The sequence below is a fragment of the Halopenitus salinus genome (assembly GCF_055397165.1).
Map to the genome: position 1 here is coordinate 1,869,811 of NZ_AP043853.1, position 17,720 is coordinate 1,887,530.

Annotated in this window: 19 protein-coding genes; 8 read left to right on the forward strand and 11 right to left on the reverse strand. The window is 67.2% G+C overall.

All coding sequences use genetic code 11. From position 1 onward, the window contains the following. The first annotated feature begins 106 nt into the window (after positions 1–106). Positions 107–985: a PspA/IM30 family protein gene (locus ACZ5YD_RS11095; RefSeq protein ID WP_379744645.1), complete on the forward strand. Its 879-nt coding sequence runs from the start codon at positions 107–109 to the stop codon at positions 983–985. 24 nt (positions 986–1,009) lie between these two features. Here ACZ5YD_RS11095 and phoU read toward each other — a convergent pair whose 3' ends face one another. Together phoU and pstB are read right to left on the reverse strand one after the other, a co-directional pair. Next, a complete protein-coding gene (phoU, locus tag ACZ5YD_RS11100; protein WP_379744642.1) occupies positions 1,010–1,684 on the reverse strand; it encodes a phosphate signaling complex protein PhoU in 675 nt (224 codons plus the stop codon). 142 nt (positions 1,685–1,826) lie between these two features. Beyond that, positions 1,827–2,759: a phosphate ABC transporter ATP-binding protein PstB gene (gene pstB, locus ACZ5YD_RS11105; RefSeq protein ID WP_379744639.1), complete on the reverse strand. Its 933-nt coding sequence runs from the start codon at positions 2,757–2,759 to the stop codon at positions 1,827–1,829. A 309-nt stretch (positions 2,760–3,068) separates the two neighbouring features. Between pstB and ACZ5YD_RS11110 the strand changes: the two genes are divergently transcribed. The 4 genes from ACZ5YD_RS11110 to speB all read left to right on the forward strand — a co-directional run bounded on the left by ACZ5YD_RS11110 (position 3,069) and on the right by speB (position 5,716). Then, on the forward strand, positions 3,069–4,073 hold the full coding sequence (locus tag ACZ5YD_RS11110; protein ID WP_379744636.1) for a PhoU domain-containing protein: 1,005 nt from the start codon (positions 3,069–3,071) through the stop codon (positions 4,071–4,073). Positions 4,074–4,167: 94 nt separating this feature from the next. Then, positions 4,168–4,413, forward strand: coding sequence for a hypothetical protein (locus ACZ5YD_RS11115; protein WP_379744633.1), 246 nt, complete (start codon positions 4,168–4,170; stop codon positions 4,411–4,413). 98 nt (positions 4,414–4,511) lie between these two features. Further along, a complete protein-coding gene (locus ACZ5YD_RS11120; protein WP_379744630.1) occupies positions 4,512–4,889 on the forward strand; it encodes a translation initiation factor IF-5A in 378 nt (125 codons plus the stop codon). Between the two features lie 5 nt (positions 4,890–4,894). Next, positions 4,895–5,716 (forward strand): agmatinase, encoded by an 822-nt coding sequence (speB, locus tag ACZ5YD_RS11125; RefSeq protein ID WP_379744627.1) that lies wholly within the window; start codon positions 4,895–4,897, stop codon positions 5,714–5,716. Positions 5,717–5,779: 63 nt separating this feature from the next. Here the strand turns inward: speB and ACZ5YD_RS11130 are convergent, their stop codons facing one another. The 3 genes from ACZ5YD_RS11130 to ACZ5YD_RS11140 form a co-directional block, all read right to left on the reverse strand. After that, a complete protein-coding gene (locus ACZ5YD_RS11130) occupies positions 5,780–6,613 on the reverse strand; it encodes an NAD+ synthase (RefSeq protein WP_379744624.1) in 834 nt (277 codons plus the stop codon). Positions 6,614–6,713: 100 nt separating this feature from the next. Then, positions 6,714–7,337 carry an NUDIX hydrolase gene (locus ACZ5YD_RS11135; RefSeq protein WP_379744621.1) on the reverse strand — a complete coding sequence of 208 codons (624 nt, stop codon included), beginning with the start codon at positions 7,335–7,337 and terminating at the stop codon, positions 6,714–6,716. Continuing rightward, complete coding sequence (locus ACZ5YD_RS11140) at positions 7,334–7,726, reverse strand: hypothetical protein (RefSeq protein WP_379744618.1); 393 nt, start codon at positions 7,724–7,726, stop codon at positions 7,334–7,336. Before ACZ5YD_RS11140 ends, ACZ5YD_RS11135 begins: the two co-directional genes overlap by 4 nt. A gap of 134 nt (positions 7,727–7,860) precedes the next feature. On the opposite strand from ACZ5YD_RS11140, the gene ACZ5YD_RS11145 reads away from it, so the two are divergent. Then, complete coding sequence (locus ACZ5YD_RS11145; RefSeq protein WP_379744615.1) at positions 7,861–8,868, forward strand: DUF5787 family protein; 1,008 nt, start codon at positions 7,861–7,863, stop codon at positions 8,866–8,868. Positions 8,869–8,927: 59 nt separating this feature from the next. On the opposite strand, the gene ACZ5YD_RS11150 is transcribed toward ACZ5YD_RS11145, so the two are convergent. From ACZ5YD_RS11150 to ACZ5YD_RS11175, 6 genes are all read right to left on the reverse strand, one after another. Continuing rightward, positions 8,928–9,758 (reverse strand): MBL fold metallo-hydrolase, encoded by an 831-nt coding sequence (locus ACZ5YD_RS11150; RefSeq protein WP_379744613.1) that lies wholly within the window; start codon positions 9,756–9,758, stop codon positions 8,928–8,930. A gap of 127 nt (positions 9,759–9,885) precedes the next feature. Next, positions 9,886–11,142 carry an ABC transporter substrate-binding protein gene (locus tag ACZ5YD_RS11155; RefSeq protein WP_379744610.1) on the reverse strand — a complete coding sequence of 419 codons (1,257 nt, stop codon included), beginning with the start codon at positions 11,140–11,142 and terminating at the stop codon, positions 9,886–9,888. Continuing rightward, positions 11,139–12,410 carry an ABC transporter substrate-binding protein gene (locus ACZ5YD_RS11160; RefSeq protein WP_379744607.1) on the reverse strand — a complete coding sequence of 424 codons (1,272 nt, stop codon included), beginning with the start codon at positions 12,408–12,410 and terminating at the stop codon, positions 11,139–11,141. The genes ACZ5YD_RS11155 and ACZ5YD_RS11160 overlap by 4 nt, the downstream gene beginning before the upstream one ends. Positions 12,411–12,529: 119 nt before the next feature. After that, complete coding sequence (locus ACZ5YD_RS11165; RefSeq protein WP_379744605.1) at positions 12,530–13,468, reverse strand: ABC transporter ATP-binding protein; 939 nt, start codon at positions 13,466–13,468, stop codon at positions 12,530–12,532. A 1-nt stretch (position 13,469) separates the two neighbouring features. Then, positions 13,470–14,591, reverse strand: a complete 1,122-nt coding sequence (locus tag ACZ5YD_RS11170; protein WP_379744603.1) for a FecCD family ABC transporter permease — start codon at positions 14,589–14,591, stop codon at positions 13,470–13,472. Next, positions 14,588–15,577, reverse strand: coding sequence for an NAD(P)/FAD-dependent oxidoreductase (locus tag ACZ5YD_RS11175; protein WP_379744601.1), 990 nt, complete (start codon positions 15,575–15,577; stop codon positions 14,588–14,590). The genes ACZ5YD_RS11170 and ACZ5YD_RS11175 overlap by 4 nt, the downstream gene beginning before the upstream one ends. 314 nt (positions 15,578–15,891) lie before the next feature. On the opposite strand from ACZ5YD_RS11175, the gene ACZ5YD_RS11180 reads away from it, so the two are divergent. Continuing rightward, the gene (locus tag ACZ5YD_RS11180; protein WP_379744599.1) at positions 15,892–17,118 is read left to right on the forward strand and encodes a COG1361 family protein; all 1,227 of its coding nucleotides are present in this window, start codon (positions 15,892–15,894) and stop codon (positions 17,116–17,118) included. A 94-nt stretch (positions 17,119–17,212) separates the two neighbouring features. Next, positions 17,213–17,695 carry a HalOD1 output domain-containing protein gene (locus tag ACZ5YD_RS11185; protein WP_379744597.1) on the forward strand — a complete coding sequence of 161 codons (483 nt, stop codon included), beginning with the start codon at positions 17,213–17,215 and terminating at the stop codon, positions 17,693–17,695. Positions 17,696–17,720 lie beyond the last annotated feature (25 nt).

The following is a 17,720-nucleotide window of genomic DNA, read 5'->3' on the forward strand; positions in this document are numbered from 1 at the left end:
CACTCTCGCCGCGATCGTCCGTCCCGCTCCACCGCGTTCGTCTCGCCGCGATCGTCCACCCGCGCAGGCACACCGCTTTTTACTGGACGGCCCGAGTAGACGGTATATGGGAATCCTCTCACGCGCCTCCTACGTCATCCGGTCGAAGGTCAACGCGATCCTCAACCGGACCGAGGACCCGACCGAGACGCTCGACTACTCCTACGAACAGATGCGCGACGAGCTGCAGGACGTCAAACAGGGGATCGCCGACCTGACGACACAGAAGAAGCGCCTCGAGATCCAGAAGCGACGCCTCGAGGAGAACGTCGAAAAACACAACCGACAGGCGCGCGAGGCCGTCCAGCAGGACCGCGACGACCTCGCCAGGCAGGCCCTCGAGAAGAAGAACTCGAAGATGCAACAGATCGAGGACCTCGAGGGACAGATAGCTGAACTCGAGAACACCCAGGAGAACCTCGTCGAGAAGAAAAACGAGCTCCAGGGCCGCATCGAGGAGTTCCGAACGAAAAAGGAGACGATGAAGGCGCGCTATGAGGCCGCCGAGGCCTCCACGCGCGTCTCGGAGGCGGTGACCGGCGTCGGCGACGAGATGGAGGACGTGAGCCGTGCCATAGAGCGTGCCGAGGATCGCACGGACGAGATGGAGGCGCGGTCACAGGCGATGGACGAGCTGGAGGACACCGGCGCCTTCGACGACGCGCTCTCGGATCAAGACAGCATCGACCGCGAGCTCGATCAGATCTCCTCGGACCGCGAGGTCGAGGCCGAACTCGAGACGCTCAAATCCGAGGCCGGATCGGGAACCGACTCCGAACCGTCCGATGCCGAATCGGACGTCGAGTCCGAACTCGCCGACCTCGAGGCCGAGATCGACTCGACGGGCGACGAGGCGGAAACGAACCCCGACGCGGACGCCGAGTTGGACTCCGAGACGGAGATCGACGTCGAATCGAACTCCGACGCCGACGAGCGATCGACGTAGACCTCCCGAATCCGCCGTCGACCGTCAGTACAGCAGGTCGTCGTCGTTGTCGATCATGTAGACCCCCCGCGCGGCGATGTTGACGCCGTGATCGCCCACGCGCTCGAGGTCCCGGATCGTGAGAAGCAGCCTCGAGACGTCCCGCATGGTCGCCTGCAAGTCCTCGTCGCCATCCAGGTGTTCCGTCTGGATCAGGTCCCGGACGACGGCCTCGCTTGCGGCCTCACACAGCTCGTCGACCTCGTCGTCCATGTCCGCGACCGCGTAGCACCGATCGGCGTCCTCGGTGTGGTAGGCCTCCATCGCGGCCTCGAGCATGTCGAGGGTCTTCTCGCCGATCAGCTGGATGTCGACGTCGGGAAAGACCTCCTGGTGGGCCTCGCCCGCGTATCCCCCGAGGTTCGTCGCCAGGTCGGCGATCCGCTCGAGATCGGTGATGATCTTGAACGAAGCGGCGATGAACCGGAGGTCGCCCGCGACCGGCTGTTGGAGCGCGATGAGGTCGATGCAGTCCCGCTCCAGCTCGAGGTACAGCTCGTTGACCTCCGCGTCCCCGGTTATCACCTCCTCGCCGAGCTCCGCGTCCTGTCGTTCCAGCGCGTCGAGCGCCATTCGCAGACGCTCCGCGACGACCTCGCTCATGTAGAGGACGTCGTCGCGCAGTTCGTCGAGTTGGGTCTGGTATTCCTTTCGTACCATCGGTGTCGATCGCGTTTTCTATCGGGTCGCGTCCGTTCTCGCTCGCGATTCGTCCATCGGTTCCGGTCGACTCGACCGGGGCAGTTAAACGTGTTCCCGGAACCCCGGCGACGGTCCGGAATCCCCTCCCGGGATGTCCTCGTTATCCGAACTTGCCGGTGATGTAGTCCTCGACGCGCTGGTTCTCCGGGTTCTCGAAGATCCGGTTCGTGTCGCCGAACTCGACGAGCTGGCCGCCGGTGAGGAACACGGCGGTCTTATCGGAGATTCGCGCCGCCTGCTGCATGTTGTGGGTGACGATGATCACCGTATACTGCTCGGAGAGGTCCGCGATCAGGTCCTCGACCTTCGCGGTCGCGACCGGATCGAGCGCCGAGGCTGGCTCGTCCATCAGGACGACCTCCGGGTCGGGGGCGATCGCTCGGGCGATACACAGCCGCTGTTGTTGGCCGCCCGAGAGGTCGAGTCCGGAGCTGTCGAGCTGGTCTTTCACCTCGTCCCAAAGCGCCGCGTTCCTCAGCGCCTCCTCGACGCGCGCGTCGACGTCTCCGTCGTAGCCCTGGATGTTCAACCCGTAGGCGACGTTCTCGCGGATCGACTTCGGGAAGGGGTTCGGCTTCTGGAAGACGATGCCGATCCGGCGGCGGAGCGCGACCGGGTCGACGTCCTCGTCGTAGACGTCCTTGCCCCGGAACCGGAGGCTCCCCTCGACGCGCGCGGCGTCGATCATGTCGTTCATCCGGTTGATACACCTGAGGAACGTCGACTTGCCACAGCCCGAGGGACCGATGATCGCCGTGACTTCGCGTTCGGGGATCCCCATCGTCACCGGCTGGAGCGCCTCCTCCTCGCCGTAGTGGACGGAGAGTTCCTCCGCGCGGATGACCGCGCGCGAGTCGGGAACCTCCTGGATCGACGGCGTGAGATCCTCGTCGTCGCTCGGGGTCACGGACGAGTCCTCGCGGTCCTCGATTCGTTCGTCGACCGCGGAGCCGGTCCCCTCGGCGTCCGTCTCCCCGTCGCCGGCGCCGCTCTCCTCGGAGTCGGTCTCGTGGACGTGGTAACTGTCGCTCATGGATGTGGGTTCACGCGATGGTCCGCCCTCGACTGGCCGTGGTCGGCCTCGGTCCGCGAGACGGCCGCCGACCCCGCCTCGACGTCGGGCTCGTCTTCCTCCATCGTTCGATCGACGGGTCGCGTGCCCATAAATATTCTACTATAACGACTATATATAGATATGTTTGTGAACGTCTCTATCCACATATCCTGGGTCGGAGACGCGTCTAATTCGTGTGTGTCCCTCGACTCGACGGCGAGACACGGCGGTAGAGCAGACGATATATACTCAGACAACTTTATACATAGTCTCGATAGAGTATCGAACATGGAGACCCGAAAGGTGCAGGTCACCGGCGGATCCACGTATACGGTCTCGATCCCGAAGGGGTGGGCGAACGAGAACGACGTCGAGGCGGGAAGCGAGGTCGAGTTCTATCCCGACGGCGACTCGTTGCTCCTCAGCCCGCGCTCGGAGGCCGAGCGGACCGAGGGGACGCTCGACATCACGGACCTCGAGGAGCGCGAGCTCACCCGGGCGGTGATGACGATGTACGTGAGCGGGTTCGACGTCATCGCCCTGGAGGGCTCGAAGATCACCACCGAACAGCGCTCGACCATCCGCGAGGCCACACAGAGCCTCGTCGGGTTGGAGGTCCTCGAGGAGACGCGCGACCGGGTCGTGATCCGGGACCTCCTGGACTCCTCCGAGCTGTCGATCCACAACGCGGTCACCCGGATGCGGCTCATCTCGACGTCGATGCTCGAGGACGCCCTCTCGGCGCTTCGCGAGCTGGACGACGACCTCGCGCGCGACGTCATCCAGCGCGACGACGACCTCGACCGGCTGTGGATGGTCGTCTCGCGGATCTTCCGTTCGACGCTCCGGACCCCGAAGGCCGCCGAGGAGCTCGGCCTCCCCCGGGAGGTCTGTTTCGACTATCACTCGAGCGCCCGCCAGCTCGAGCGGATCGGCGATCACGCCACGAAGATCGCCCACCTGACGCTCAACATCGAGGAGCCGCTCCCGGAGGAGGTCCTGGACGCGATCGGCGACCTCCACGAGGAGGCCGAGGACGTGATCGACACGGCGATGGACGCCCTCTTCGAATCCGACAGCGACGCCGCGACCCGGCTGGCGAACGACGCGCGCGAGCACGTCAGGGACATCGACGACCGGGTTCGACAGATCGACGAACTGCTCCGCGATCTCGATCCGGCCCGCGCCCAGCTGCTCGGGCTCGTCGTCGACTCCGTCCTCCGGAGCGCCGATTACGGGGGCAACGTCGCGGAGACCGCCCTCCAGAAGGCCGCGCCGACTCCCTCCCCCTGACGCGAGACCGTCTTCCCCGGACCCGAGCCACCCACAGGACGTCCACTCCGAACGAAAGACGGTTCCGGCTCCCCGCCGTAGGATCGAGCGACCGATGGGATTCGTCAACGAACTCGTGGAGGACCTCGTGGGACTCGTGCGGGACCCGACCGACGAACAGAAGGCGATCGTGGCCGCGATCGCGGCGATCGTCGTGGTCGACCGATACGCGTGGTACCACGACATTCCCTTCGTCGTGCAGTCGGTGGCCGCCGTCGGCGCCGGGTTCATCGTCTTCTTCCTCGTGAGCTACCTGATCACCGGCCAGTTCGTGCCGCCGGACTCGGACGACGAGGAGTGACCTATCCCGGGAGCCGCGCGTCCCGCCCTCCTCACCCGTTTCGAACGCCTTCGGCGCGTTCCAAACCGTTTATACCCGCTGCGTGGGAACCGGAGGACATGCCTCGTGAGCAAAAGCAGGTTCGCGAACTGCAGGAGGGCAGCTACGTGATGATGGACGAATCGCCGTGTAAGATCAACCACTACAGTACGGCAAAGCCCGGCAAACACGGCAGCGCCAAGGCCCGCATCGAGGGCAAGGGCGTGTTCGACGACAGGAAGCGGTCGCTCTCCCAGCCCGTCGACGCGAAGGTGTGGGTCCCGATCATCGAGCGCAAGCAGGGCCAGGTCGTCTCGGTCTCCGGCAACGACGCACAGGTGATGGATCTCGACACCTACGAGACGTTCACGATGCGTATCCCCGAGGACGAGGACTTCGCCTCCGACGACGAGATCGAGTACCTCGAGTACGAGGGACAGCGCAAGATCGTCGGGTAGTCGAGATGTTTCCCGGAGCGACGACCGATCGCGAGGCTGCCTCCTACGTGGTCGTCGGCGCTCCGCTCGACGCCACGACCACCTTTCAGCCGGGCACCCGGTTCGGACCGGACCGGATCCGGCGTTTCTCCGAATCCTACGACGACTACCACCGCGCGACCGACAGCCGATTCACCGATCTCGGCGTCCACGACGCCGGCGACGTCCACCCCTGGGACGACGTCCGCGACTATCTCGACCACCTCGCCGCGGAGCTTCGAAGCGCCGTCCTCGACGGCGCCGTCCCGGTGGCGATGGGCGGCGAACACACCGTGACCTGCGCCGGCGTCGAGGCCGTCGAACCCGACGCGCTCGTCGTCGTCGACGCCCACCTCGACCTGCGGGAGTCCTACGGCGGGAACCCCTGGAACCACGCCTGCATCGCCCGCCGTGCGCTCGAGGTCGTCGATCACGCCCACGTGATCGGCGCGCGAACGGGCTCGCCCGAGGAGTGGGACCGCGCCGAGGCGGCGGACGTCACCGTCGTTCCCCCGGAAGAGGCCGGCGAGTGGGCGCGGTCGCTCTCGGAACGCGAGCCGTTCGACGGGAAGTCGGTCTACCTCTCGGTCGACGTGGACGCGGCGGACCCGGCGTACGCGCCCGGAACCGGCACCATGGAGCCGTTCGGCCTCGACGCGCGCGAGATGCGAGAGGTCGTTCGCGCCGTGGCTCCTCACACCGAGGGGTTCGACGTCGTCGAGGTGAACGACCGCGACGACGGGCAGGCCGCGGCGCTCGCCGGCAAGCTCCTCCGCGAGTTCGTCCACGCGCACGCCGCGAGCCGCTGACGGTCCGTCCCTTCCTCCGTTCGTGCTACCGTTATCTCCTATCCGGCGTTATCTCCTATCCGGCTACCGCTCGGGCGCGGGCGGCATCCGACGTTTGTGCGCGCTCGATTCGTGGAGGTCCACGACGGTCTCGATCTGCTCGGGTTCGACGCCGAGCTCCCGGGCCGTCGCGTCCTTCGAGAGCGGGCCGTCGACGTGGACCGCGAGGATCGCGTCCAGCGTGTCGTAGTCGACGCCCATCTCCTCCTCGTCGGTCTGGCCGACCCACATGCCCGCGGTCGGCGTCTGCATCACCAGGTCGTGTGGGACGCCGACGTGGGCGGCGAGCTGGCGGACCTGCATCTTGTAGAGGTTGCCGATCGGGTTGCAGTCGACCGCCTGGTCGCCGTACTTCGTGAAGTAGCCGGTGGCCGCCTCCGACCGGTTTCCCGTCCCGAGGACGATCCGGTTTTCGGCGTTCGCGACGAAGTAGTTGAGCACGGCCCGCGTCCGGACGTAGACGTTCCCCTTCGCGGTCGTGTCCTCGGCCGCCTCCGGATAGCGATCGAAGATCGTCTCCGCGATCGGATCGATCTCGACGACGTCGTAGTCGATCCCCAGGTTCTCGGCGACGCGTTCGGCGTCGCTCATCGTCTCCGGGTCGTTGACCGTGGCCGGCATCGTGATCCCGTGGAGGCCGTCCTCGCCGAGCGCCTCGACCGCGAGGTGGGCGGTGAGCGTCGAGTCGATCCCGCCGGAGAGGCCCAACACGGCCCCGTCGGCGCCGGCCGCCTCGACCGTCTCGGCGATGAACGAGACGATTCGCTCGCGGGCCGCTTCCAACTCCGACTCCGAGAGCCGGAGATCGAGCGGCGGATCCTCCCTCAACAACACGGAGCCCGAAGAGTGGTGCGTCATCGCTCCCCGGTTATGCGGCCGCCGCCTAATAGGCTACCGATGGCGCAAAAACCCCAACGAACGTCCGGTTTCGCCGCGATCGACCGCCGATCGTCAACGGCTATTCCAGGAATCCGTCCTCCCTGGCGAGCAGCAGGCCCTCCAGGGTCGCGTCGTTACACGAGGGCGCCCGCGCGACGGAGAGCGCCTCCCCCTCCGGCACCGCCCGCGGCTCGAGGAACTCGTTCGAATCGAGGCTCCGTTCGACCGGCTCGAGTCCCGTCGCCACGACGTATCCCCGGCGGTGTCTGAGCACGCCGGTCGAACACCACACCTCCTGAAGCAGGGCGACGTTCGCGGGCGAGAACCCGGTCTCCTCGGCGAGCTCGCGTTCGGCGGCCGCCGTGTAGGACTCGCCGGGCTCGACGATCCCCGCCGGAAGCTCCAGCTGCCGCTGCCGGATCGTCGGGCGGTACTGCTCGACGAAGAGGACGTCGCCCTCCGCGAGCGCGACCACGACCGTCGCGGGCGGCAGCTCCGCCCAGTAGTAGTCCTTCTCGGTGCCGTCCGGCTGCTCGACGCGGTCGTAGCCCGCCGTGAGCCACCCGGTCTCGTACTCGATCGCCACCTCCCGGACCGGCCACTCCGGCTCGCCCGGCAGCGAGTGGAGGCGGCCGTCGCGAAACGCGTCCACGTCCCGGAGGTCGGCGCTCGGCTCGTGATCGATCGGTCGATCGTCGCTCATGAGCCCCCCTGTGTGACCTCGAGGTAGTAGCGTTCGTCCTCGTGGCTCACGAGCACTCGCCCGTCCTCGGCGACGGCCGCGGAGCTGCGCTGGCGGAGGGCGTCCACCTCGTCGAACGGCGTGTGGGTGAAGTGTTCCTTGATCCCGAAGGGGCCCTCCCGGTACCCCGCCGAGCGGCCGTCCTCGGACTCGAGGGCTTCCGTGAGGTACGGGTACCGGCGGTCGGTGACGTTCGTGACGTCGACCGCCGGCCCCTCGGCGGTCGTCTCCTCGGCTGTGAGGTGGTACGGCTCGCCGGAACCGAGGTAGCTCGGGAGGGCGCCGAGCGCGAGCAGCGCGACCACGACCACGACGATCGCGATCACGAGATTTCGCGTGACGGGACGCATATCCGCCGTAGGCCCTCGCCGTGAATACGGGTTTCGGAGACGGATCGACGCCCGAGGCGTCCGAGGCGTCCGGGGCGTCCAAGACGCCGCCACGGCCGCCGAGGGTTTTTCTCCGTCGCCCGCCGCGTGCCGACATGGACGGCCGGACCGACGGCTCCGACGGCTCCGAGGACTCCGACCGGTTCGACTCGGAGTTCCAGTTCGAGCTGGCGCTTTGTGCCGCGCTCGAACGCGAGGACCGCGTCGTCGCCCGACAGCTCGGCGGCGCGGTGGCGACCCCGGGCGCCAGGATCGTCGACGTCTGCGTCCTCGAGCCCGGACCCGGATTCGACGACCGCGCGGCGATCACGGCCGACTCGATCCCGCCGGCCGCCCTCGAGGCGGGAGTCGGTCCCGGAACCGCCGTTCCGGTCGCCGACGCGTTCGACCTCCCGCCCGACCGCGCGCGCGGCGTCGTGGATCGGGCGGTCGACGTCGGCTACCTCGAACGCGAGCGTCGAAACGGCCGCGATCTGGTCCGCGCGACCGCCCGCTATCCGGACGACTGGTTCGACCGGCTCGTCGCGATCGAGAACAAACCCGACCTGGGCCGGCCGGGGGACCTCCGGTCGCAGCTCCGGTTCGACGTCGCGCTCGGGCTCTTCGAGGAGGTGTGGCTCGCGACGGCCTCCCACGTCACGCGGGCCCACCTCAACCGGATCCCGGAGGCGGTCGGCGTCCGCCGCGTCGATCCCCGGACCGGCGACCGCCGCGTCGTCCGCGAGGCGGCGACGCTTCCCGCCGAGGATCCCGGCGTCGAGATCGGCGAGGACCACGGTCTCCGCACCGACGTGGCGATCGTGAGCCCGGACGCGAAGGCCCGAAAGCGACGCCGGATCGCCGAACGCGCCTACGGACGGGGCTGGCGACCCGACCCGCCGGCGTGCGCCCACGCGACCGGCACGGCGGACGGCCGGCCGTACTGCGAGCGGTTCGAGCGCGTCGTCGATCCCGGATCGGACTGCGGGGAGCGCTGTCGCGCCTATCACAGCGACGATCCGCCCGCGATCGACTGCGAGGCGCTCCGCGAGGCGAACTCGGCCTGGGTCCGCGATCCTTCCTCCGCCCCTCGGCGTCAGTCGGGGCTCGATCGGTTCGGCTGAATCGCGACTCGACCGGCTTGGGTGACGCTCTCGGAGTCGAAAGCGTCGCTCGTCCGTAGCTACTCAAGATGATACCGCTCGCCGTCGACCGCGAGCGGCTCCTCGAAGGCCTCCTCCGCCGGGTAGAAGTGCGCCAGGTGGACGAGGCGCGTCCGGTCCGCCGACAGCTCGTCGGCGAGGTCGAGCGCTCCCTCGCGGGTCATGTGCTTCGTCCCGAAGGTCCGCGGCGTTCCGTCGGGCCGTTCGTGACGCCCGCCGATCGGGTGGCGATCGCAAAGCGACGCCGGCACGATGGCGTCGGCCAAAAGCAGGTCGGGGTTCGCGAGTATCTCTCGGGAGCGCTCGGGGACGTCGTAGCTCGTGTCGCCGGTGATGGAGAGCTTGGCGCCCGTCTCCGGTTCCTCGACCGCGAGGCCGTAACAGCGAAGCGGCGGGTGGTCGACCGGGACGAACCGAACCTCGAACCCGCAGGTCTCGAACGGCTCGAAGGGATCACACGCAGCGACGCCGACCCGGTCCTCGAGGTAGTGGAACTTGTTCCGTATCGTCCCCGCGACGCTCTCCTCGGTGACGGGGTCGACCTCGCTCGGGGCGTGGACCGTGAGCGAGTCGAGGACGCGATAGACGTTTCCGAGCCCGTCGAGGTGGTCGAAGTGGACGTGGGTGACGATCCCCGCCTCCGGAAGCGGCACGTCGTTCTCGAGGAACTGCTGGCGGAAGTCGGGGCTGAAGTCGACGAGCAGCGATTCGCCGGTCTCCTCGTGTTGCACGTGGACCGAGAACCGCGATCTGGAGATCCCGCGATCGCGGGCGGTCCGGCAGGTCTCACACGTACAGCCGACCGTCGGGGTCCCGGTCGTGTCGCCGGTTCCCAAAAGCGTGACCTGCATCCGAACGGGGGTTCGGCCCCCGACGGTTAATCCTTTTCTCACGGGGTCGCCGCGGGGTTCAGGTACGCCGACCCATCTACGCGCTTCCGTCGATGGCGCGCCCTACCGGATTCCGTCGGTCACGCCCCTACACGTTTCCGTTGATGGCGTCGGCGACGCGCTGCCGGTCGAACAGCCGCTCCTCCGCGGGGATCTCCGGATACGGTCCCTCCTCGTAGGTGGGCCATTCGCCGAAGGCGTCGGGATACAGCTGTTTGGCGGTCATCTCGAGCTGGAACAGGTTGAGGATCGGCCCCTGGTACCTGGCTCCCTGCGGATACATCCGGCCGGTTTGGACCGCCGTGATCTCCGAGGCCACCGGGTCGGAGCGGAACGCCTCGCGGCGTCTCGGGAGGCTCGTCCCCGGCTCGAAGCCGCCGAGGAACAGGATGACGTCGGGGTCGGCCTCGAGCAGCGTCTCGAAGTCGACCACGGAGTTCGATTCCACCGACCCCTCGAAGGCGTCGCGGGCGCCGAGCGGCCGCGTGTGGGCGGTCAAGAATCCGGGATTGCTCAGCGTGTAGGCGTAGATCTCGTTCAGATCGGCCGACGCCAGCATCACGGCCGAGGGGCGTTCGGACTCGACGGGGAGGCCGTCCTCGATGGTCGCCAACAGCTCCTCGTGGACCGTCGCGAGGGCGTCGTACCGCTCCCGCTCTCGAAACGCCTCGGCGACCAGCTCGAACTGCTCCCAGAGCGTGTAGTACTCGTAGCCGTCGGCGTAGGCCGGGGCTGGTTCGGCGTGTCGATCGCTCAACGAGTTCCCGAACCACGGCGAGACGGTGGCGGCGATCTCCTCGATCTCGTCCACGTTCCAGTCGTCCTGTTTCGTGATCCAGGCCGGGTCCGCGAGGTGGACGTCGCTGTCGAGCTCGTAGAGCTTCTCCTTGCTCGGCTCCCACGAGGAGTACAGCCCGGTCCAATCGAGCGAGACTCCCGGGAGGCGCTTGACGAACTGGTTCCACAGCCCGTCGTAGTACTCGGGCGCGTGCATCGCCGTGATCGAGTCACCACGTCCCAACGCGAAGGCCATGCCCGCGTGGTGGGTCAACCGCGTGAAGATGGTCTCCGGCGGCTCCTCGAAGGCGACCTCCCCCATCGGCGACATCGAGACCGCGTAGGACCCGTCCTCGGTACCGGCATCGGTGTCAGTGCTCGATTCCGCCGTCGTCGATTCCGCCGTCGGTTCCGAACTCGTCGTCGCCGGATCCGAGCCGTTGACCGAGTTTTCTCCCGTCTCGCCGGTACAGCCGGCGAGCAGTCCGGCGGCGAGGACCGACCCGCCGGCCTTCAGGTACGACCGCCTCGTCGGCGTCTCCGGCGGTCCGTCGGCATCGTCGCTCATTCCTCGAGATTCCCCGCGACGATGTCGGCGACGCGCTCGCGGTCGAACAGCTTCGTATCGTCGGTCACCTCGCCGAACTCGTCGGGGTACAGCTGTTTGGCCGCCCGTTCGGTCAAAAAGAGGTTGTGGATCGGGCCCTGATAGAGGTAACCGCCCCGATACACCCGGCCGTTTCGGACGGCCGACAGTTCCCCGCCGACGGGGTGGTCCTCCATGTAGGCGAGGACCGTCTCGCGGAACTCCGTCGGCGACTTCCGCTCGTGGCCGCGGACCAGGATCACGTCGGGGTCGATCTCGAGGAGGTTCTCGTAGTCGAGCTCGCCGCGGTTGGTGGTGCTGAGGTTCTCGATGTCGGTTCCCGCGAGCGCGTCGTTAACCCCCAGGTCGAGCCACTGTTTCTTGCTCGTTCCCTTGTCGATCAGCCGATACGGCGAGAAGGTCTCGGGCTCGTCGGTACCCTCGAAGGTGAGGAAGACGTTCGGCCGCTCTGCGGCCGGCGGCAGCCGCGTCTGTACCTCCGCGATGAACTCCTCGTGCAGTTCGGCGAACGCCTCGAACCGCTCGCGCTCGCGGAACGCCTCCGCGACCAGCTCGAACGCCTCGTAGAGGGTGTAGTACCGGTAGTCGTGCCACTCGTCGGAGCGACGGAAGATCAGGTTCCCGAAGAAGGGCGCGACGTTCTCGCGGATCTCCTCGACGTCCGCCTCCGCCCAGTCGAACCAGTTGACGAGCATTTGCGGGTCATAGAGGTGGACGTCGGCGTCGAGCTCGTAGAACTCCTCTTTGGTTCGGACCTCCGGGTACGCCTCGACGGCGTCGCGTTCGACCTCGACGCCGGGAAGCTCGTCGTAGACGTACGTGTAGTACCGGTCGGCGTTCCCCACGCCGGCCAGTCCGTCGCCCCGTCCCAACGCGACGGCCATGTCCGCGAACCCGCCGTCGTATGCGACCCACCGCTCCGGCACCGACTCGAACGTCACCTCGCCGACCGGCTCCATGGAGACGGTGTACGGGTCGATCTCGTTCGATTCCTCGGTGGTTCCCCCGTCCTGCTCCTCGTTCGACTCCCCGTCGGGCCCCTCGGTCGGCTGCTCGTCCGGTTCCTCGTTCGGTTCGGCCGTCGAGTCCCCTCCCGCCGAGGCCGGTTCGGAGGAGGAACCGCCTCCGCCGAGACAGCCCGAGAGCACCATGGCTCCGACGACCGAACCGCCGTATTTCAGATACTCGCGTCGCGTCGATCGTTCCCCGTTCGGGACGTGTTCTCCCATGTTTTTAGGCTCACCTAAAACAATATATGGGTTCCGATTTTTAGGCCGGCCAAATAGTCCTGGGCAGGATCGTCGGTGGTCTTCGACCGCGGCGCGCGTCGCCTCGAGCCCCGCATCGCTCAGTCGTCGTCCGCCCGCACGCTCTCCACCGGACCGTCGCTTTCTCCCGACGCGGGTTTCCCGTGTCGAGCACGGAGCGGGGTGACGCGTGGTCCCCGGTCGGTCGTCTCCACCTCGGCGTCGACGCGGAACACTTCCGCGAGTAGCTCCTTCGTGATGACCTCCTCCGGCGTTCCACGCGCGTGGATCGCGCCGTCCTTGAGCGCGACCACCCGATCGGCCAACCGCGCGGCCTGCTCGACGTCGTGGAGGACGATGATCACCGTGATGTCGCCGTCCTCACGGAGCGTCTCGACGATCTCCATCACCTCCAGCTGGTGGTGGAGATCGAGGAACGTCGTCGGCTCGTCGAGGAGGAGCACGTCCGTCTTCTGGGCGAGCGCCATGGCGATCCACGCGAGCTGCTTTTGTCCGCCGCTGAGGCTTCCGATCTCACGGTCGCGAAGGTGTCCACACCCCGCGAGCCCGATCGCCCGATCGACCGCCTCGTGATCCGCGTCGCTCACGTGCTCGAAGAACCCGCGGTGGGGATACCGTCCGTGGTACACGAGGTCCTCGACGGTGATCTCCTCCGGCGACGTGCGCTCCTGGGAGAGGAGGCCCAGCCGTCGGGCCAGCTCCTTCGTGTCCATCGCGTCGACGTCCCGACCGTCGATCAGTACCGAGCCCTCGGAGGGCTGAAGCTGCTTTGCGAGCCCCTTCAACAGCGTGCTCTTTCCGGACCCGTTCGGACCGACGAGGGCCGTGACCGACCCCGTCTCGGCGACGATCGTCTCGCCGTCGATGATCGGATCGTCCGCCGTCGGGTACTCCAACACGAGTTCCTGGCCGGCGAGGGTGCTGGCGGCCGATCCGTCCGTCGACGCGTTGCGCTCGTGTGCCGTCTCCATCGCGTTCACGTCTCGTGCCGCCTCCATCGCGTTCTGGTCGCGTGTCATCTCAGATCTCACCCATGTTCTGCCGCTTCCGCATCAGATACAGGAAGTAGGGGCCGCCCACGAGCCCCGTGACGATCCCCACGGGGATCTGAACCGGGCTGAGCGCCAGCCGCGCGCCGACGTCGGCTCCGACCATCAACGCCGGGCCGACGAACAGACAGCCGACGACCACCTTCCTGTAGTCGCTTCCGACGAGGTTTCGAACCACGTGCGGCACGATCAGCCCGACGAAGCCGACGATCCCGGCGACCGCGATGCTCGCGGCCGCGGCCAGGACGGCGACTCCCGACAGGGCGAAGCGCACCCTCTCGATCGACATTCCGAGCGACCTCGCGGTCTGCTCGCCGAGCAACAACACGTTACACTGTCTGGACCCGGCGACGGCGAGCAGCACCGCAACGACGGACCACGGGAGCGCGAGCCGGACCTGTTCCCAGTCCGTCCCCGTCAACGACCCCGTCGTCCAGGCGATCGCCGACTGGACGATCCCGATGTCGTCGGCGAAGAAGAACAGCGCCGTCTGCAGGCTGTTGAAGACGGTCCCGACGATCACGCCCGCGAGCACCAGCCGGACCGGCGAGGTGCCGTTCTTCCAGGCGATCGCGTAGACGATCAGGAACGCGACCGCGCCGCCGACCGCGGCGATGACCGGGAGGAACGCGGAGAGCCCGCCGAAGACCACGAGCGTCAACAGGATCATCAATCCGGCGCCGGAGGAGACGCCGAGGATGAACGGACTCGCAAGCTCGTTTCTGGTGATCGCCTGGAAGATCGCCCCCGACACTGCCAGGTTCATCCCCACGAGCATCCCGACGAACACCCGGGGAAGCCGGATGTTCCAGACGATCAGGCTTTCGCGGCTCATCTCGGGTAACTCTCCGCCGAACAGGAACGCGTTCCACACCTGCCCGTTCAACAGGACGTTCGGATCGAAGACCGCGCTCCACGCCTGCGTGAAGGTCATCGAGTACGCCCCGAAGCTCACCTGCACCAGCCCCGCGACGGTGATGACCACGAGGCTTCCCATCGCCGTGGTGAGGAGCTTCGGGTCGAACAGCCAGCCGAACCGCCGGTCCGTGCGCGTTCTCCCCGTGTGGTCCGTACCCACGTTTTGACGGCTCATCGCGTTCCCGCCCCCGTCTGAGAGGTCCTCTCCTCGAGGTGCGCCTCGATCTCCGCGACGTCGATCGCCCCCAGGAGACGTCTCGTACCGACCGAATCGACGATCGTCTCCGGCTCCGGATCGAGTTCCTCGAGGGTCGGATCGAGGTGTTCGAGGAGCGCTTTCCGTCCTCGCGCGGCGCGCGAGTCGATCTTCTCGTCGGAGAGGTACGCCGAGAGCCGATCGTCGACGTACGCCTCCCGGACGCGTTCGAACCGCTCCGAGTCGGGATCGACCGGTGCCGACTCGCCGTGATGCTCGTCGAACCACTCGATCCAGCCCGCCCGCTCCGTCCACTTCCCGTCGACCGTCGACTCTCGACGCATCCAGTCGACGCCCTCGGCGACCGATTCCCACCGTCCCGCATCCGACCGGGCGTCGGCGATCACTCGTCGCGCGACGCGCGCGCCGCGTCCGGCCGCCATGATCGCCTGTGTGTCCGCCTCCGGGGACGGGGAGGCGACGTAGAGGCCGTCCACCGGCGTCGTCCCGTCGCGATCCGCGTATTCGCGATCGAAGCGCTCGCTCGACTCGCCGTCGTGTTCGTACGTCTCGAACATCGCCGCATCGTCGTCGAGTCCGCGCAGGTACTCGCCGCCGTAGCGGGTCGCGGCGACGACGCGGCGGACGCTGACCGTCTCGCCCTCCTGGCGATCGATCGTGAATCCGTCACCGTCGTCGAGCCGATCGATCGACTCGACGCGATCCTGGATCACCGTACACCCGGCCGTCTCCGCGTGGTCCTGCATCAGTCCGTACAGCGTTTCGACGTCGATACCGCCGGGAAATCCGAGATAGTTCTCCAGGTGTGCACACCGCTTGATCGACGACCGGCCGCGATCGAAGATGACGGTGTCGAGGCCCTCCCGCGCGGTGAACACGCCCGCGGAACAGCCGGCCGGCCCGCCACCGACGACGGCCACGTCGTGATCGGCGTCCACGCTCATCGACGGCCACCTGCGGTCGGAGCACGCCCGTCCCGTCGTCCCGTCGATCCACACGCCGTCGGTTCCCCGAGGGATCGCTTCGTCATATGACTTAGGCTAACCTAAAAGCATAAATCGCCTTCGAATATTAGGCGGGCCTAAACAACGCGGGGGTCGGGCGAAATCCCGTCGTTGGCCCGGGACGTTCAATCCGAGCGCCCGCCGTCGACGTCTCGAGACGAACGTCCTTCGTCCCGGGTCGACTTTCCCTTCCCTGTTTTAGGCTAACCTAAAGATCGATGGGGCTTTATTCTTTTAGGTTAGCCTAAAAAATGATGCCAAGCGCAGTTCGAAACGGCACGGTCCGAGTCGCGCTCGGTGCGGCTCTCGCATGTACGGTACTTCTGGCCACGATGGCGCCCGTCGCCGCCGCCGCCCCGCCACACGTCTCCGTCGGGTCGGTGGACGTTTCCGACGACGAACCGGTCGTCGGGGACACGATCACGGTCACTCCCACGATCAGACACTCCAGTTCGGGAAGCGGGAGCTTCGAGGTGACACAGGTGACCGTGACGGACGCGAGCGGAACGCGCCATGCGACCGCGAGCGACCTCGGCACCCTCGGAACCGGGGACTCGATCGAGGTGCCGCTCACCGCGACGCCGTCGGCGTCCGGCCACCACAAGCTGACCGTTCACGTCCGGGGGGTCCAGTACAACTCCGACGGTCGGCTGACTCAGATCATTCACACGAAACGTCCGACGTACGTCTCGGTCTGGGAACCCTCGACGCCGACGGAGACGGACCCGCGATTGAACGTCGAATCCGACGCGCTGACCGTCGGTTCGGAATCGACCGTCCGGGTCGTCGCCTCGAACGGCGGCGACGACGAACTCACCGATCTCTCGGTTCGGCTGCACGGGCTCGATGGCACCTATGACCGAACGAAACTGCGACCCGCTCTCGGGACGCACAACTCGAGCACCTTCGAGTTCGACGTTCGACCGACGACGCCCGGAGAGCAGTCGATCAACGCCACCCTGCAGTACGGCGACGGGGAGACGGTTACCCTCTCGAAGGACGTGACGGTACGGCCCCTCCGGGAGGACGTGACCGTTCACGCGACCGCGATCGAGCAAAACGACTCGACCGTCCTCCGATATCGGGTGAACAACCACGGAAACGCGCCGATCGAAAACGTCGTCCTCTCGGGCGCCACGGTCGGCTCGTCGCTACCCACTACCGTGATCTCGAAGGTCCCCCCGGGTACCTCGGACACGTCGACGGTCGCCGTGAACGATCGGCCCTCCGGCTCCGCGACCGTCACCGCCACCTATCGGGTCGCAACGAGTACCGGACAGGCCGACGGCTCCGTTCGGTTCGCCGACGCCGAGTCGGACTCCGGCGCCGGAAACACGACCACGAGCGACCCCCAGACCCGGATTCTCGAACGTAACGTCGAGCCCACGCGGGGCGGCCCGCTCGAACCCGTCTCGCTTCTCACCGGGGGACTGGTCGCGACGAGCTCGATCTTCGGGTACCGAAACTGGCGGCGTCGGTGATCCGTCCCCTCGGGGACCTTGAGCTGTAGGGACTCGAGTTAACCGTCCCGTCGTCCTCCTCTCAAACGGGGGACGCTCGACCGGTACACGACCCATGATTCCACGCGACACCACTCGAGGCGAGGACGGGACGGGAACCGACTCGACTTCCGGATCGGATCCGACGGTCGAATTCGATCCGACTTCCGGATCGGATCCGACGGTTGAATTCGATCCGACTTCCGGATCGGATCCGGCAGCCGAATCCGATCCGACGGCCGAACCGGATTCGTCCGACGACCCCGGGTCGACGACCGTGCCGAATCGGTCACCGGACCGCGACCCGCCCGCTGAATCGCCGTCCATGCGCGTGATCGAGGCGGTCTCGGAGGCGATCGACGAGGATCCGAGACGGATGGATCCGCTGTACGAGTCGATCGATCCCGACGCGCTCGATCGGCTCTTCGAGCCCGTCTCGGCCGGAACTCGGCAGTCCTCAACGGGACGCGTGACGTTTCACTTCGAGGGGTGTGAGGTCACCGTTCACGCGGACGGTCGAACGGTCGTTACACCGCCGGACGCCGACGACGGTGCTTGAGATCCCGATCGTCGATCTCCCGTCC